This window comes from Streptomyces griseoviridis (genome assembly GCF_005222485.1).
Classification (GTDB): Bacteria; Actinomycetota; Actinomycetes; order Streptomycetales; family Streptomycetaceae; genus Streptomyces; species Streptomyces hintoniae.
The window spans coordinates 3,350,587-3,365,790 of record NZ_CP029078.1 but is presented as its reverse complement, the minus strand read 5'-3'; the positions used below and the strand labels follow the sequence as shown (position 1 = coordinate 3,365,790).

The window sequence follows — 15,204 nt, the reverse complement described above, 5'->3', positions numbered from 1 at the left end:
TCCGCCGTGTGCGCACCGCGCCAGAGGGCGCGCCGAGTGGGCGCCGGGCGCGCGCACGCCATGAGGGAGTGTCACGGGGGAGTGCCACGCGGATGCGCCGTGCGGATACGCCATGCGGGAGTGTCCGGCGCGTCTGCCGTGCGGGCGGTGGCCGGGAAAAGCGGAAGGCGCCCTGGCGGCGGTCCCCCCACGGGCCGACGTCCAGGGCGCCTTCCCATGTCCCGGTGCGGATTCCCCCCACGGGATCCGGCCGGGCGTCTGTGAGGACAGCGCCTGAAATCGCTGGTGTTGCGGTTGAGCAGAACGAGCAGAACTCGCCGTATTACTGGGTGTGCGATCTGCCGGGACAGCGCACGTCGGGATGGCCGCTCAAAGCTGCCCGGTGTACGTGCCCCGGCAACGCATCTCCGAGGAAGTCCCCCAAGACATCCTCAGACGCCAGGAAACGCCCCCCAAGACGTTGCCTGACATCGCCAACTTAGACCTTCGAGCCCCTTAGATGGTTACGTTCGCATCACTGTGATCTGCGTCTCTTGCATATGTCCGATAGATACGCAAGAGCCCCGATACGGCGACGGGGACTCAAGCGTAAGGATGATGCGCGAGCTTTGTGAATACCTTATGTGAGGCTGGCGCAGGACTCTAGAGGGACTCTTACCCGGACTTGGACGAACCGGCGGTAACTCCGGCCGGATTCGACCCCGGCTCGGGTGAAGGTCAACGGAACGTCCGCAACCGGAGGCTGTTGGTCACCACGAAGACCGACGAGAAGGCCATCGCGGCCCCCGCGATCATCGGATTGAGCAGCCCCGCGGCGGCCAGCGGCAGCGCGGCCACGTTGTACCCGAAGGCCCAGACCAGGTTCCCCCTGATGGTGGCGAGGGTCCGCCGGGCCAGCCGGATCGCGTCCGCGGCCACCCGCAGGTCCCCGCGCACCAGCGTCAGATCGCTCGCCTCGATCGCCGCGTCCGTCCCGGTCCCCATGGCGAGTCCCAGATCGGCGACGGCCAGCGCGGCGGCGTCGTTCACGCCGTCCCCGACCATCGCCACCGACCGGCCCTCGCCCTGGAGGCGCCGCACGACGTCGACCTTCTCCTCGGGCAGCACCTCGGCCACCACCTCGTCGATGCCGACCTCCCGCGCCACCGCCTCGGCCACCGCCCGGTTGTCCCCGGTCAGCAGCACCGGGGTGAGCCCGAGCGCGCGCAGTTCCCGCACCGCCTCGGCGCTGGTCCCCTTCACCGCGTCGGCGACGGTCACCACACCGCGCGCCACCCCGTCCCAGCCGACCACGACGGCGGTGCGGCCGTCCCGCTCGGCCGCCTCCTTGGCGCGCGCCAACTCGTCGGGCAGCGTGTCGAAGAGGCGGCCCACGGCCACCGCACGGCCCTCGACGCGCCCGCGCACGCCCCTGCCGGGGATGTTCTCGAAGTCGCTCACGCCGGGCAGTTCGCCGAGCCGCTCCCGGGCGCCCGCGGCGACCGCGCGCGCCACCGGGTGCTCGGAGGCGTGTTCGACGGCGCCCGCGAGCCGCAGCACCTCGTCGGCGTCGGCGCCGCCGTCCGCGTACACCTCGCGCAGCGTCATCCGGCCGGTGGTGACCGTGCCGGTCTTGTCGAGGACGATCGTGTCGACCCGCCGGGTCGACTCCAGGACTTCGGGGCCCTTGATGAGGATGCCGAGCTGGGCGCCACGGCCGGTGCCGACCAGCAGCGCGGTCGGCGTGGCCAGGCCCAGCGCGCACGGGCAGGCGATGATCAGGACGGCGACGGCCGCGGTGAACGCGGCCACGGTGTCGCCCGTGACGCCGAGCCACACCCCGAACGTGGCGAGCGCGATGACCAGGACGACGGGCACGAACACCGCCGAGATCCGGTCGGCCAGCCGCTGCACCTCGGCCTTGCCGTTCTGTGCGTCCTCCACGAGCCGCGCCATCCGGGCGAGCTGGGTGTCCGAGCCGACCCGGGTGGCCGCGACGACCAGCCGCCCGCCCGCGTTCACGGTCGCGCCCGTGACGGCGGAGCCGACGCCCACGTCCACCGGCACCGACTCGCCGGTCAGCATCGACGCGTCCACGGCGGACGCCCCCTCGACGACCGTGCCGTCGGTGGCGACCTTCTCGCCCGGCCGGACCACGAACCGGTCGCCGACGGCCAGTTCGGGCACCGGCACCCGCACCTCGCGGCCGTCGCGCAGCACGGCGACGTCCTTGGCGCCCAGCTCCATCAGGGCCCGCAGCGCCGCGCCCGCGTGCCGCTTGGAGCGGGCCTCCAGATAGCGGCCGAGCAGGACGAAGGCGATGACGCCCGCGGCCACCTCCAGATAGATGGTGGAGGCGCCGTCGGCGCGCGACACGGTGAACCGGAACTCGTCCTTCATGCCGGCCATGCCCGCGTCCCCGAGGAACAGCGTCCACAGCGACCAGCCGAACGCGGCCAGCGTGCCGATCGAGACCAGGGTGTCCATGGTGGCGGCGCCGTGCCGGGCGTTCGTCCACGCGGCCCGGTGGAGCGGCAGCCCGCCCCAGACGACCGCGGGCGCGGCCAGCGTCAGCGCCAGCCACTGCCAGTTGTCGAACTGGAGAGCGGGAATCATCGACAGCAGGGCCACCGGGACGGCGAGCAGCGCGGTGACGGTGAACCGCTGCCGGTACCCGGCGAGTTCCGGGTCCTCGGCGGCCGGGGCCGGCTCCTCGGGCGCGGGGCGCGGCGGGGGCGGCTCCTCGGCCGTGTAGCCGGTCCTGACGACGGTCGCGATCAGGTCGGCGACCTCGACGCCCGCCGGGTAGCTGACCTTCGCCTTCTCGGTCGCGTAGTTGACCGAGGCGGTGACGCCGTCGATCCGGTTGAGCTTCTTCTCGACGCGGGCGGCGCAGGAGGCGCACGTCATTCCGCCGATCAGCAGCTCGACGGCGCCGGGGCCGGCCGGGTCGCCGGGGCCGGTCGGTTCTATCGGTGACCTGGTGGTCGTGGTGGTGGTCATGTCCGGACTCCAGACATCGGACCGGACCGCGCGGAGCCAGTATCAGCTGGTCGGCGCGGACCGGTCGGAGAACAGGTGCTGTTCGTCAGGGCGGTGCGGGTGGTCGACCCCGGTGGGTGCGGGGGCCGCGGCGCGCGTCCGCGGCCCCGGGCGGTGCGAGGCGGTCAGACCGTGCCGGCCAGCTCGAAGCCCGCCTCGTCCACGGCGGCGCGCACGGCGGCCTCGTCGAGGGGCGCTTCCGAGACGACGGTGACCTCGCCGGTCGACGCGACGGCCTTCACGGAGGTCACGCCGGGCAGTTCGGACAGCTCACCGGAGACGGAACCCTCGCAGTGTCCGCAGCTCATGCCGGTGACCCGGTAGACGGCGGTCACGGATCCCGGGGTGTCGGTCGGGGCGGTCATGTCGTTCTCCTCGTCGAGGCGTGTGGGGTCGGCGGGGCCCACGGGGGACCCCGTCCCTCACCACGTTATACCCCTAGGGGGTATTTCTCCAAGAAGGGTCCCGACGGGCCAGTGAGCGCACCCAGGCCACCCCGAACAGCGCCACCGCCACCAGACCCCCCACCGAGAACAGCGTGAACAGATGTGCCTGCTGCTCGGTCGGGCGCGGGATGAACCCCTGCGCGAACAGCTCCTTGTTCAGCCCGCCGCTGGTCAGCTGGGCCACCAGCCAGACCGCGATGCCGTGCGTCGAGTCCCACAGGGCGTGCAGCAGCGCGACCCCCAGATAGGTGCCGATCACCGGCGCGGTGAAGTGGAAGCGGCCGTTCGGGCGACGGTAGGAGAGCAGCACCCCGCCGATGATCGCCGTCCACAGGCCGTGTCCGAAGGGGGCGAGGACGCCGCGCAGGATCTCGGTCTGGAGCAGCGCCCGCAGATCGATCCCGTGGGTGCTGAGGGCCGCGTTGAAGGCGTACCCGGAGGACTCCAGGGCGGCGAAGCCGAAGCCGACCGTGGCGCCGAGCACCAGCCCCGCCCTGATGCCCCTGATCCGCACCTGGCGGCGGAGCACGAACATCAGCGCCGCCACCTTGACGGCCTCCTCGATCAGCCCGACGCCGACGAACATCCACAGTGACGGGTGGACGAGGTAGTACTCCATCAGCGAGGCGCCGAGCACGCCCAGCGTGCCGCCGGTCAGGAAGCAGCCGAGGATCACGCTGACGCCCAGGTCGCGGCCGTGCCGCTCGTACGCCCACAGCACGAAGGTGACCGGCATCAGGAAGCTGCCGAGCAGGATCAGCGTCGGCAGCAGCGTGGTGTTCCTGGTGGCGTACGTGACGAGCGCGGTCAGCACCCACAGCGCGAGCCCGCCCCACAGGCACCGCTTCCACAGGCCGGGCCGGATCTGCGGATACGTCGGCGGCGGCTGCTGCGGCCCTGGGATACGGGCCCGGGGTGTGCCGGGCGGCGGCGGACGGGTCACGGCGGATCCCCTCGTGCTCGGGCGGGGCGGCGGTGCGGAGCGGCCGCACTGAAAGGATTTACCGGCACTTTAAGGTGCGTTCCGGTCATCCCGCAGTCCGGAACCGGCATCCCGTCCGCCTCCGCCGGCCCCCTTCCGCTCGCGGCCACCGCCGGGCTCCCGCGGGGCTCCACTGGGCTCCCGCCGGACTCCGCCCGCCCCGCACCGTCTGCCGGGTGTCCCACCGTGTTGGGCCGACCGGGCGACGGCGCGCCGTCCTGCCGAGGGTCAGCGCGTCACGGGTGCGGGCGCCGGCGCGTCGGCGTTGTGCTCGTCGATCAGGGGCTCCAGATACCGGATGAGGACGTCCTTGATCTCCCGCACATAGGCGTCGCGCTCGGCGCCCTCGCGGGCCAGCACCAGTTCGAGCCCCGACTTGTAGATGCCGAGGCAGACCTGCGCGACCCGCTCGACGTCGGCGGGCGGCGCCCCCGGCAGGAAGGCCGCGACCAGCTCCTCGACGCGCTGCACCATGCTCAGGTGCAGGGCGTCGTGCTCCTCGGCGATCCGGCCGGGGATGTCGGGGCCGTGCACCAGGGCGAAGAACTCCGGGCGGCGGCAGGTGAAGTCGATCAGCCGGTCGATGGTGGCGTCGATGACCTCCGCCACCGAGGTCGCGGGGTCTATCAGCGCGAGCGTCTCGCCGTGCGACTCGCGCATCTCGTGCATCAGCTTGCTGCCCAGCTCGACCGCGATCGCTTCCTTGTTCGGGAAGAACTGGTAGAGCGTGCCCGGTGACACCCCGGCCTCGCGGGCGATGGCGTTGGTGCTGGCCGCCGTGTAGCCGGTGGTGCAGAAGACGTTCGCGGCGGCTTCGAGCAGCTGGGCGACGCGACGCTCGCCGCGGGCCTGGCGGCGGCGCGGCTGCTCGCTCTGCGGGTTGTCGGGCACCGGTTATCCCCAAGTCTCCGAACGCGGTTGACAAACACGAGCGGTCGCTCGCATTCTAATGAAACGCGAGCGCGGTCTCGTGTTTGCCATTTTATGGCGTCCGCGGGATTTCAGCTGCATCCACGCGTCCGGACACGTTCCATCAGCTCCACGGTGAAGGGGTCACCGCACCATGACCGAAGTCAACACCCCGCCCTCGCCCGGGGGCTGGACCCGATTCGTGACCGCGAGGCCACGGCTGTCCCTGCTGGTGGCGCTCGTGCTCACGGCCCTGGCCGTGGTCGCGGGCAGCGGCGTCGCCGACCGGCTGGGCAGCGGCGGCTGGGAGGACCCGGCGGCCGAGTCGACCTACGCGACCAAGGCCCTGGAGCGCGGCTTCCCCGACTCCCAGCCCAACCTGCTGCTCCTGCTCGACGCGGGCAGCGCCTCGGTCGACGACCCGCGGGTCGCCTCCAAGGCCCGCGCGCTCGCCGGGCGGCTGGCCGCCGAGAAGGGCGTCACGGGCGTCGGCTCCTACTGGCAGGCGCCCCCGGCGGCGGCGCCCGCCCTGCGCGCGAAGGACGGCCACGAGGCCCTGATAGCGGCCCGCCTCACGGGCGACGAGAAGCAGATGGGGAAGACCCTCGACCGGCTGGCCCCCGAACTGCGGGGCACCCACGGCCCGGTCGAGGTCAGGCTCGGCGGCCAGGTCGCCGTACGCCACGAGATGCAGACGATCATCCAGGAGGACCTCACCCGCGCCGAGATCATCGCCCTGCCGGTCACCCTCGTGCTCCTGGTGATGGTCTTCGGCAGCGCGGTCGCCGCCCTGCTGCCGCTCGGCATCGGCATCGTCGCCATCCTGGGCACCAACGCGATCCTGCGGGGCCTCACGTCGTTCACCGACGTCTCGGTCTTCGCGATGAACCTCACCACGGCCCTCGGCCTCGGCCTCGCCATCGACTACGCCCTCTTCATCGTCCGCCGCTTCCGCGAGGAGCTGTCCGAGGGCGCCGACCCGGCGACGGCGATCGGCACCACCCTGCGCACCGCCGGGCGGACCGTCCTGTTCTCCGCCCTGACCGTCGCGGTGTCCCTGGCGGCGATGCTCCTCTTCCCGCAGTACTTCCTGCGCTCCTTCGCCTACGCCGGCATCGCCGTGGTGCTGCTGGCGGCCGCGGCCGCGCTGATCCTGCTCCCCGCCGCCCTGATCCTGCTCGGCCACCGGGTCGACTCCCTCGACCTGCGCCGCCTGTTCCGGCGCGGGGACCGGCGTGCGTCGACCGGCTCCGGCGAGCGGTCCACGGCCTGGGGACGGACGGCGACACTCGTCATGCGCCGGGCCCCCTTCTTCGCGCTGGGCACCACCGCCGTCCTCGTCCTGCTCGGACTGCCCTTCCTCGGCGTCAAGTTCGGCACGGCGGACGACCGCCAGCTGCCCGCCTCCGCCGAGTCCCACATCGTCCAGCAGCACATCAGGGAGGGGTTCCCCGGCACCCCGGGCGCGGGCCTCGAAGTCCTCGCCGAGGGCCGGGCCACCGAGACCCAGTACACGGCCTACAAGGAGCGCATAGCCGAGCTGCCCGGGGTGCTGCGGGTCGAAGGCCCGCTGGTGAAGGGCGACTTTGCGTACTTCACCGTGCAGCCCCGTGGCGAGGCCGTCGACGACGGAGCCCAGCGCCTGGTGGGCGACCTGCGCGCCACCGACGCCCCCTTCGACACCAAGGTGACGGGCACCGCTGCCGTCCTGGTCGACACCAAGCACGCCATCGGCGAACGCCTGCCGTGGGCACTCGCGTTCATCGCGGTGGTCACCCTCTTCCTGGTCTTCCTGCTCACCGGCAGCCTGATCGTCCCGCTCCAGGCGGTGGCGCTCAACGCGCTCAGCCTGACGGCGATGTTCGGCGCGGTGGTCTGGGTCTTCCAGGACGGTCACCTCTCAGGACTGCTCGGCTTCACCAGCCCCGGCTCCATCGAGACGACCCTGCCCGTCATCATGTTCTGCGTGGCCTTCGGCCTCTCCATGGACTACGGCGTCTTCCTGCTCTCCCGCATCAAGGAGGAGTACGACCGCACCGGCGACCACGAGTCGGCGGTCAGGCACGGCGTCGAGCGCACCGGCGGGCTGATCACGGCGGCGGCGGTGATCCTCGCGGTGGTCATGGTCGCCATCGGCACCTCACGCGTCACCAACACCAAGATGCTGGGCCTCGGCATCGCCCTCGCGGTCCTGATGGACGCGATGATCGTCCGCAGCCTCCTGGTCCCGGCGGTGATGCGCCTGACCGGCCGGGCGACCTGGTGGGCACCGGCCCCGCTGCGGAGGTTCCACGCGAGGTTCGGAGTGAGCGAGGGCGGGACGGTCCCGGCGGACCGGCACGACACCGGGGGCGAGAACAGTACGAAGGACACGAACACGAGGACGGACACGGAGGGGGCCACCGCGCCAGGCACGGCGCCAGGCACCGCCGACGGCACCGCGGCGGACACCGCCACCGACGCGGACAGGGTTCCCACCCGCGGTTAGCGTGGGACGGGTCCATGGTGGACCGGACGGGCGACGACGAGGGAGGACCGGCGGATGCGGGCTGTGGTGTTCGAGCGGTACGGGGAGCCGGCCGAGGTCAGGGAGGTGCCTGACCCGGTGCCCGCGGCGCACGGTGTGGTGGTGCGGGTCGAGGCGACCGGCCTCTGCCGCAGCGACTGGCACGGCTGGCAGGGCCACGACCCGGACATCACGCTGCCGCACGTCCCCGGCCACGAACTGGCCGGGACCGTCGAGGCGGTGGGCGACACGGTGACGGGCTGGCGGCCCGGTGACCGGGTCACCGTCCCGTTCATCTGCGCCTGCGGAAGCTGCCCGTCCTGCGCGGCGGGCGACCACCAGGTCTGCGAGCGCCAGACCCAGCCGGGCTTCACCCACTGGGGCTCGTTCGCCCAGTACGTGGCGCTGGACCACGCCGACGTGAACCTGGTCGCGGTGCCGGAGGAGATGTCCTGCGCGACGGCGGCCTCGCTCGGCTGCCGGTTCGCCACGGCGTTCCGCGCGGTGGTGCAGCAGGGCAGGGTGGCGGCCGGTGAGTGGGTCGCGGTGCACGGCTGCGGCGGGGTGGGCCTGTCGGCGGTGATGATCGCGGCGGCGGCCGGCGCCCAGGTGGTCGCGGTCGACATCTCCCCGCGGGCGCTGGAGCTGGCACGGAAGTTCGGCGCGGCCGAATGCGTGGACGGCACGCGGACCCCGGACACCGCGGCGGCGGTCCGCGAGCTGACCGGCGGCGGGGCCCACCTCTCCCTGGACGCGCTGGGATCACCGGCCACCTGCGCCGCGTCGGTGAACGGCCTGCGCCGCAGGGGCCGGCACCTCCAGGTCGGTCTGCTGCCGTCGCCGACGGGCACCACGCCCGTCCCGATGGCCAGGGCCATTGCGCTGGAGCTCGAACTGCTGGGCAGCCACGGCATGGCGGCCCACACCTACCCGCCCCTGCTCGACCTGGTCCGCACCGGGGCGCTCCGCCCCGACCTGCTGGTGACGTCCAGGATCCCGCTGGACGCCACCCCCGCCGCCCTGACCGCGCTGGGCACGGCCCCGGGGGCCGGGGTGACGGTCGTCGAACCCTGGGCGTGAGATTCAGTCGGATCTGCGGTTGCGGTTGCCGGGCCGTGAGGCGACCCAGGCCCTGACGGTGTCGGCGTACCAGTAGGGCTTGCCGCCTTCGACCTGGTCCGGCGGAGGCAGCAGCCCGTGTTTTCGGTACGAGCGCACCGTGTCCGGCTGGACGCCGATGTGGGCCGCGATCTTCTTGTACGACCAGAGCTCGCGGTCAGTCATGGACGTGCACCTCCCTGCGCGCGCGCCGGGGCGACGGCCGGGAAGGCCGCCGGAGGAGCCCGGCGCAGCGCTGGCGATCACCAGCGTGCGCGAGGTGAACGACAGAGAGTCACGACAGGAGAACCCCTGTAGACAGGGTGTGACAAAAGCCCCACACCCCCGTCACAACTGTTACAACCCTCGCCCCAACAAGGGGCGCGGGGAACAGCGCAAAAACGCGACAAAGTCGCGTGCCCACCCACAAAGAGCCCCCCACCGGGGGCGCGGGGAACAGCGCAAAAACGCGACGAAGTCGCGTGCCCACCCACAGAGAGAACCCCCCCCTCAGGGGCGCGGGGAACTGCGCGAAGACGCGACGCAGTCGCGTGCCGCCCCTCCCGACACCAGCCCCTCACCCCACCCCCACAAACCCCCAAAAAAACCCGCGGTCCTACGCTCCGCACGACCTCAAGAACGCCCGAGTCCGCTGCGCGATAGGCAGCGGCGCATCCGCCTCGCACGGATACATGTCCTGTTCCACGATCGCGAACAGGTCGACGTCCAGCTTCTGCGCCGCCTCCAGCACGGGCCCGAGCGCCGGCACCCCCGTGGGCGGCTCGCACATCACGCCCCGCGCGACCGCGGGCCCGAACGGCGTGCCCTCGGCCCGCACGCCGGCCAGGATCTCCGGGTCGACCTGCTTGAGGTGCAGGTACCCGATCCGCGACCCGTACGTCTCGATCAGCTTGACGCTGTCCCCGCCGCAGTAGGCGTAGTGCCCGGTGTCGAGGCAGAGCGAGACCTGCTCGGAGTCGGTGCCGTCCAGGAAGCGGACGACGTTCTCCTCGCTGTCGATGTGGGTGTCGGCGTGCGGGTGCACCACGATCCGCAGCCCGTACCGCTCCCGCACCTCCCGCCCGAGACGCTCGGTGAGCGTGGTCAGGTTGCGCCACTGTTCGGGCGTCAGGGTGTCGGGCTCCAGGACCTCGCCGGTCTTGTCGTCCCGCCAGAAGGACGGGATGACCACCAGGTGGGAGGCGCCCATGGCCTGGGCGAGGGAGGCGTTGTCGGCGACGTGCGCCCAGGTCTTCTCCCAGACCGCCTCGCCGTGGTGCAGGCCGGTGAACACGGTCCCCGCCGACACTTTCAGGCCACGTCGCGCGGTCTCCTCAAGGAGTACCGCGGGATCGGTGGGCAGGTATCCGTAGGGGCCGAGTTCGATCCACTCGTAGCCGGACTGCGCGACCTCGTCGAGGAAGCGCCGCCAGGGCACCTGCTGGGGGTCGTCGGGGAACCAGACGCCCCAGGAGTCGGGGGCGGATCCGACGCGGATGCGGGACAGGGCGGGCGCGGAGGAGGCCGCGGCGGGCCCCGAGGACAGCGACGTCATGGCGTCAGCTTCCGGGCGGCCGGCGAGCGCTGTCAAGGTCTCGTCCGAATGTCTGGACAAAACGTTGACAGGGTCGCGTCCGCAGGGCTAGAAAATCGAGGGAGAGCCGCTACGAAGGGAAGCCGATGGCGTACGACCTGATCACCATGGGGCGGATCGGGGTCGATCTGTATCCGTTGCAGACCGGCGTCCCGCTGCCGCAGGTGACGAGCTTCGGCAAGTTCCTCGGCGGTTCGGCGACGAACGTCGCGGTCGCCGCCGCCCGGCTCGGCCGCGCCACCGCGGTCGTCACCCGCACCGGCGACGACCCGTTCGGCACCTACCTCCACGAGGAGCTGCGCCGCTTCGGCGTCGACGACCGCTGGGTCACCCCGGTCCAGGACCTGCCCACCCCGGTCACCTTCTGCGAGGTCTTCCCGCCCGACGACTTCCCGCTCTACTTCTACCGCCGCCCCAAGGCCCCCGACCTCCAGATCGACGCCGAGGACCTGGACCTGGACGCCATCGCCGCCGCCCGCGTCTTCTGGGTCACCGGCACCGGGCTGAGCGAGGAGCCGAGCCGCACCGCGACCCTGACCGCGCTCGCCCACCGCGCCAAGGCCGGCACCACCGTCTTCGACCTCGACTGGCGCCCCATGTTCTGGAGCGACCCGGACGAGGCCCGCCCCTTCTACCGCGAGGCCCTGCGCCACACCACGGTCGCCGTCGGCAACCTGGACGAGGTGGAGGTCGCCACCGGCGTCCGCGAACCGCACGCCGCGGCCCGCGCGCTCCTGGACGCCGGGGTCGAACTCGCCGTCGTCAAACAGGGACCCAAGGGCGTCCTCGCGGTCTCCCGCACCGGCGAGTCCGCCGAGGTCCCGCCGCTGCCGGTGGACGTCCTCAACGGCCTCGGCGCCGGTGACGCGTTCGGCGGTGCCCTCTGCCACGGCCTGCTGGCCGGCCACGACCTGGAGACGATCATGCGGGACGCCAACGCGGCCGGCGCGATCGTCGCCTCCCGCCTCGAATGCTCCTCCGCGATGCCCACCGCCGAGGAGATCGCCTCCGCCGTCGCGGCCGGAGCCGTACGGTGACGGCCGCCCGCGTCCCGGACGTCCGCGTCGACATCGCCGAACTGGTCAGGCTGCGCACCGAGCACCCCGAGGCCATAGCGGAGGCGGCCGCCCGCCGCACCCGCCGCCCGCTGCTCGGCGACAACGGCCGGCTGATGATCGTCGCGGCCGACCACCCGGCCCGCGGCGCGCTCGGCGTCGGCGGACGCGAGTTCGCCATGGCCAACCGCGCCGAACTCCTCGGCCGCCTCTGCCTCGCGCTGTCACGCCCCGGGGTCGACGGCGTCCTCGCCACCGCCGACATCCTGGACGACCTGCTGCTGCTCGGCGCCCTCGACGGCAAGGTCGTCCTCGGCTCCATGAACCGCGGCGGCCTCCAGGGCGCCTCCTTCGAACTGGACGACCGGTTCACCGGACACCGCCCCGAGGACATCGAACGGCTCGGCTTCGACGCGGGCAAACTGCTGCTGCGCGTCGACTACACCGACCCGGGCTCGCTGACCACCCTGGAGTCCACCGCCCGCGCCATCGACGCCATGGCCGCGCGCCGGCTGCCGGTCTTCGTCGAGCCGTTCATCAGCCGCCGCGGCGCCGACGGCCGGCTGCGCAACGACCTGTCGGCCGGGGCCGTCACCCGGTCCATCGCCATCGCCTCCGGGCTCGGCGGCACCTCCGCGTACACCTGGCTGAAGGTCCCGGTCACGGAGAACCCCGACGACATGGCCGAGGTCATGGCCGCCTCCACGCTGCCCGCCGTGCTGCTCGGCGGCGAGGTCGGCGGCTCCCCCGAGGACCAGGCGGGCGCGTACGAGAAGTGGCGGGGCGCGCTGCGCCTGCCCACCGTGCGCGGCCTGGTGGTCGGACGCTCACTGCTCTACCCGGCGGACGGCGACGTGGCCGCCGCCGTGGACACCGCCGTCGGACTGCTGTGAGGGTCGAATGAGCAGGGAGCTGCATCTCGCGCGGGGCACCACCGCCGACGCCAACTACACGCTCGACATCGATCCGAAGCGGGCCGGCTGGAACCACAGCAGCCTGCGCATCGTCGAACTGTCACCCGGCGGTACCCATACCTTCACCACCGGTGACAGTGAGTGGATCATCCTTCCCCTGGAAGGCGCATGTACCGTGCGGACAGAGGGGAACGAGTTCCAACTCCTGGGTAGGGAAAGCGTGTTCGCGTCGGTCACCGACTTCGCGTACGTGCCCCGGGACGCCCAGGCCCAGATCGCCTCCGGCGCGGGAGGCCGCTTCGCCCTGGCAGGAGCGAAGTGCGAGCGACAACTCCCCGCCCGCTACGGCCCCGCGCCGGAGGTCCCCGTCGAGGAACGCGGCAGCGGTCTGTGCACCCGCCACGTCCGCAACTTCGCGTCCGCCGACGCCTTCGACTGCGACAAGCTCATCGCGGTCGAGGTGATCACTCCCGGCGGCAACTGGTCGTCGTACCCGCCGCACAAGCACGACGAGCACCGGCCCGGCGTGGAGGCCGAGTTGGAGGAGATCTACTACTTCGAGATCGACGGCCCGAACGGATTCGGCTATCAGCGCGTATCTCCCTCCCGTGAGGGCGGTTCGGACGTCCTCGCGGAGGTCCGCTCCGGCGACGCCGTCCTCGTCCCCGACGGATGGCACGGCCCGTCGGTCGCGCAGCCGGGACACGACATGTACTACCTGAACGTCATGGCGGGGCCCGGCCGGACGCGGGAGTGGCGGATCTGCTTCCACCCCGACCACACGGAGGGTTACCGATGACCTCGACGACGAGGCTCACGGTCGCGCAGGCGCTGGTCCGCTTCCTGGCGGCCCAGTACACCGAGCGGGACGGCGAACGGCGGCGGCTGATCGGCGCGACCTGGGGCATCTTCGGCCACGGGAACGTCGCGGGCGTCGGCCAGGCGCTCCTGGAACACGCCGACCTGATGCCCTACCACCAGGGCCGCAACGAACAGGCCATGGTGCACGCCGCGGTCGGCTACGCCCGCCAGTCCAACCGGCTCTCCACGCACGCCGTGACGACGTCCATCGGACCCGGCGCCACCAACCTGGTCACCGGCGCCGCCCTCGCCACCGTCAACCGGCTGCCGGTCCTGCTGCTGCCGGGCGACACGTTCGCGAGCCGCACCGCGGACCCGGTGCTCCAGCAGCTCGAACTCCCGCACGCGGGCGATGTGTCGGTCAACGACACCCTCCGCCCGGTGTCCCGGTTCTTCGACCGGGTCACCCGCCCCGAGGCCCTGATCCCGGCCGCGCTCCAGGCGATGCGGGTCCTCACCGACCCGGTCGAGACCGGCGCGGTCACCCTCGCCCTCCCGCAGGACGTGCAGGCCGAGGCGTACGACTGGCCCGACGCGTTCTTCGCCGACCGGATCTGGACGGTCCGCCGCCCGGCCCCCGACCCGGCCGAACTCGCCGCCGCCGTCACCGCGATCAGGGCCGCCCGCCGCCCCCTCGTGGTGGCCGGCGGGGGAGTGCACCACAGCCGCGCCGAGGCCGCCCTCGCCGCGTTCGCCGAGGCCACCGGGATCCCCGTCGCCGCCACCCAGGCGGGCAAGGGCTCGCTGCGCTGGGACCACCCGCAGGACGTCGGCGGGATCGGCCACACCGGCACCGCGACCGCCGACGAACTGGCCCGCACCGCCGACCTGGTGATCGGCGTCGGCACCCGCTACACCGACTTCACCACCGCCTCCCACACCCTGTTCACCGGCGAAGACGTGCGCTTCCTCAACGTCAACATCGCCGCCTTCGACGCCCACAAGCTCGCCGCCGCCCCGCTGGTCGCCGACGCCCGCACCGCCCTCGAACTGCTGACCGAGGCACTGGCGTCCCCGGGCCACCGCACGGCCGACTCCTACGTCACCGAGTACACCGAGGACAAGGAGCGCTGGGAGCAGCGCGTCGACGCCGCCTACGAGGCCGAGGAACCCGACGTCCGGCCCACCCAGACGCAGGTGCTCGGCGCCCTGGACGCGCTCGTCGACGAGACCGACGTGATCATCAACGCGGCCGGCTCGCTCCCCGGCGACCTGCACAAACTCTGGCGCACCCGGTCGAGGGACCAGTACCACCTGGAGTACGGCTACTCCTGCATGGGGTACGAGATCCCGGCCGCCATCGGCGTGAAGATGGCCGCCCCCGACCGACCCGTCTGGGCGCTGGTCGGCGACGGCACCTACCTGATGATGCCGACCGAGATCGTGACGGCCGTCCAGGAGGGCGTCGCGATCACCCTGCTGCTCGTGCAGAACCACGGGTACGCGTCCATCGGCGGCCTCTCCGAGTCGGTCGGCGGCGAACGCTTCGGCACCGCCTACCGTTACCCCGCCGACGACGGCACGTTCACGGGCGCCCCGCTGCCCGTGGACCTCGCCGCCAACGCGGCCAGCCTCGGCATGCGGGTGCTGCGCGCGAAAACCGTACGGGAGCTGCGCGAAGCCCTCGCGCTCGCCCGGACGGCCGACACTCCCACTTGTGTCTACGTCGAGACCGAAACGGCAGACACAGTGTCGGGCCCGCCCCCGGCACAGGCCTGGTGGGATGTACCTGTGGCCGAGACCGCCACCCGCCCCTCCGCGGTCAAGGCACGTGAGCTGTACGAACGGCACGTCTCCACCCGACGCCGCCATCTGTGA

12 protein-coding genes are annotated in these 15,204 nt (G+C 72.3%); 6 read left to right on the top strand and 6 right to left on the bottom strand.

Going from position 1 to position 15,204, the window contains the following annotated elements; translation table 11 throughout:
• Positions 1-717: 717 nt before the first annotated feature.
• From DDJ31_RS14075 to DDJ31_RS14060, 4 genes are all read right to left on the bottom strand, one after another.
• Positions 718-2,982 (bottom strand): heavy metal translocating P-type ATPase, encoded by a 2,265-nt coding sequence (locus DDJ31_RS14075; RefSeq protein WP_127179943.1) that lies wholly within the window; start codon positions 2,980-2,982, stop codon positions 718-720.
• 164 nt (positions 2,983-3,146) lie between these two features.
• The gene (locus DDJ31_RS14070) at positions 3,147-3,386 is read right to left on the bottom strand and encodes a heavy-metal-associated domain-containing protein (protein ID WP_127179944.1); all 240 of its coding nucleotides are present in this window, start codon (positions 3,384-3,386) and stop codon (positions 3,147-3,149) included.
• A 73-nt stretch (positions 3,387-3,459) separates the two neighbouring features.
• Entirely contained in the window at positions 3,460-4,410 is a 951-nt protein-coding gene (locus DDJ31_RS14065; RefSeq protein WP_127179945.1) for a PrsW family intramembrane metalloprotease, read from the bottom strand.
• A 267-nt stretch (positions 4,411-4,677) separates the two neighbouring features.
• A complete protein-coding gene (locus tag DDJ31_RS14060) occupies positions 4,678-5,340 on the bottom strand; it encodes a TetR/AcrR family transcriptional regulator (RefSeq protein WP_127179946.1) in 663 nt (220 codons plus the stop codon).
• A 172-nt stretch (positions 5,341-5,512) separates the two neighbouring features.
• Here DDJ31_RS14060 and DDJ31_RS14055 point away from each other — a divergent pair, with 172 nt between their 5' ends.
• Together DDJ31_RS14055 and DDJ31_RS14050 are read left to right on the top strand one after the other, a co-directional pair.
• On the top strand, positions 5,513-7,846 hold the full coding sequence (locus tag DDJ31_RS14055) for an MMPL family transporter (protein ID WP_240678208.1): 2,334 nt from the start codon (positions 5,513-5,515) through the stop codon (positions 7,844-7,846).
• A gap of 54 nt (positions 7,847-7,900) precedes the next feature.
• Positions 7,901-8,944: a zinc-dependent alcohol dehydrogenase family protein gene (locus tag DDJ31_RS14050; RefSeq protein ID WP_127179947.1), complete on the top strand. Its 1,044-nt coding sequence runs from the start codon at positions 7,901-7,903 to the stop codon at positions 8,942-8,944.
• Positions 8,945-8,947: 3 nt separating this feature from the next.
• Here DDJ31_RS14050 and DDJ31_RS14045 read toward each other — a convergent pair whose 3' ends face one another.
• Together DDJ31_RS14045 and DDJ31_RS14040 are read right to left on the bottom strand one after the other, a co-directional pair.
• Positions 8,948-9,148, bottom strand: a complete 201-nt coding sequence (locus DDJ31_RS14045; protein WP_127179948.1) for a helix-turn-helix transcriptional regulator — start codon at positions 9,146-9,148, stop codon at positions 8,948-8,950.
• A gap of 430 nt (positions 9,149-9,578) precedes the next feature.
• On the bottom strand, positions 9,579-10,517 hold the full coding sequence (locus DDJ31_RS14040) for a sugar phosphate isomerase/epimerase family protein (protein WP_127179949.1): 939 nt from the start codon (positions 10,515-10,517) through the stop codon (positions 9,579-9,581).
• 125 nt (positions 10,518-10,642) lie between these two features.
• On the opposite strand from DDJ31_RS14040, the gene iolC reads away from it, so the two are divergent.
• From iolC to iolD, 4 genes are read left to right on the top strand one after another with little or no spacing between them, the layout of a single operon-like run.
• Positions 10,643-11,593: a 5-dehydro-2-deoxygluconokinase gene (gene iolC / locus DDJ31_RS14035; RefSeq protein ID WP_127179950.1), complete on the top strand. Its 951-nt coding sequence runs from the start codon at positions 10,643-10,645 to the stop codon at positions 11,591-11,593.
• A gap of 32 nt (positions 11,594-11,625) precedes the next feature.
• The gene (locus DDJ31_RS14030) at positions 11,626-12,504 is read left to right on the top strand and encodes a Cgl0159 family (beta/alpha)8-fold protein (protein ID WP_127182802.1); all 879 of its coding nucleotides are present in this window, start codon (positions 11,626-11,628) and stop codon (positions 12,502-12,504) included.
• Between the two features lie 7 nt (positions 12,505-12,511).
• Complete coding sequence (gene iolB, locus DDJ31_RS14025) at positions 12,512-13,324, top strand: 5-deoxy-glucuronate isomerase (RefSeq protein WP_127179951.1); 813 nt, start codon at positions 12,512-12,514, stop codon at positions 13,322-13,324.
• On the top strand, positions 13,321-15,204 hold the full coding sequence (iolD, locus tag DDJ31_RS14020) for a 3D-(3,5/4)-trihydroxycyclohexane-1,2-dione acylhydrolase (decyclizing) (RefSeq protein WP_127179952.1): 1,884 nt from the start codon (positions 13,321-13,323) through the stop codon (positions 15,202-15,204). Before iolB ends, iolD begins: the two co-directional genes overlap by 4 nt.

What these genes read in the sequence shown, in the direction of transcription:
- DDJ31_RS14075 (WP_127179943.1), bottom strand. Translation starts at nt 2,982, where the DNA reads ATGACCACCACCACGACCACCAGGTCACCGATAGAACCGACCGGCCCC.
- DDJ31_RS14070 (WP_127179944.1), bottom strand. Translation starts at nt 3,386, where the DNA reads ATGACCGCCCCGACCGACACCCCGGGATCCGTGACCGCCGTCTACCGG.
- DDJ31_RS14055 (WP_240678208.1), top strand. Translation starts at nt 5,513, where the DNA reads ATGACCGAAGTCAACACCCCGCCCTCGCCCGGGGGCTGGACCCGATTC.
- DDJ31_RS14050 (WP_127179947.1), top strand. Translation starts at nt 7,901, where the DNA reads ATGCGGGCTGTGGTGTTCGAGCGGTACGGGGAGCCGGCCGAGGTCAGG.
- DDJ31_RS14045 (WP_127179948.1), bottom strand. Translation starts at nt 9,148, where the DNA reads ATGACTGACCGCGAGCTCTGGTCGTACAAGAAGATCGCGGCCCACATC.
- DDJ31_RS14040 (WP_127179949.1), bottom strand. Translation starts at nt 10,517, where the DNA reads ATGACGTCGCTGTCCTCGGGGCCCGCCGCGGCCTCCTCCGCGCCCGCC.
- iolC (WP_127179950.1), top strand. Translation starts at nt 10,643, where the DNA reads ATGGCGTACGACCTGATCACCATGGGGCGGATCGGGGTCGATCTGTAT.
- iolB (WP_127179951.1), top strand. Translation starts at nt 12,512, where the DNA reads ATGAGCAGGGAGCTGCATCTCGCGCGGGGCACCACCGCCGACGCCAAC.
- iolD (WP_127179952.1), top strand. Translation starts at nt 13,321, where the DNA reads ATGACCTCGACGACGAGGCTCACGGTCGCGCAGGCGCTGGTCCGCTTC.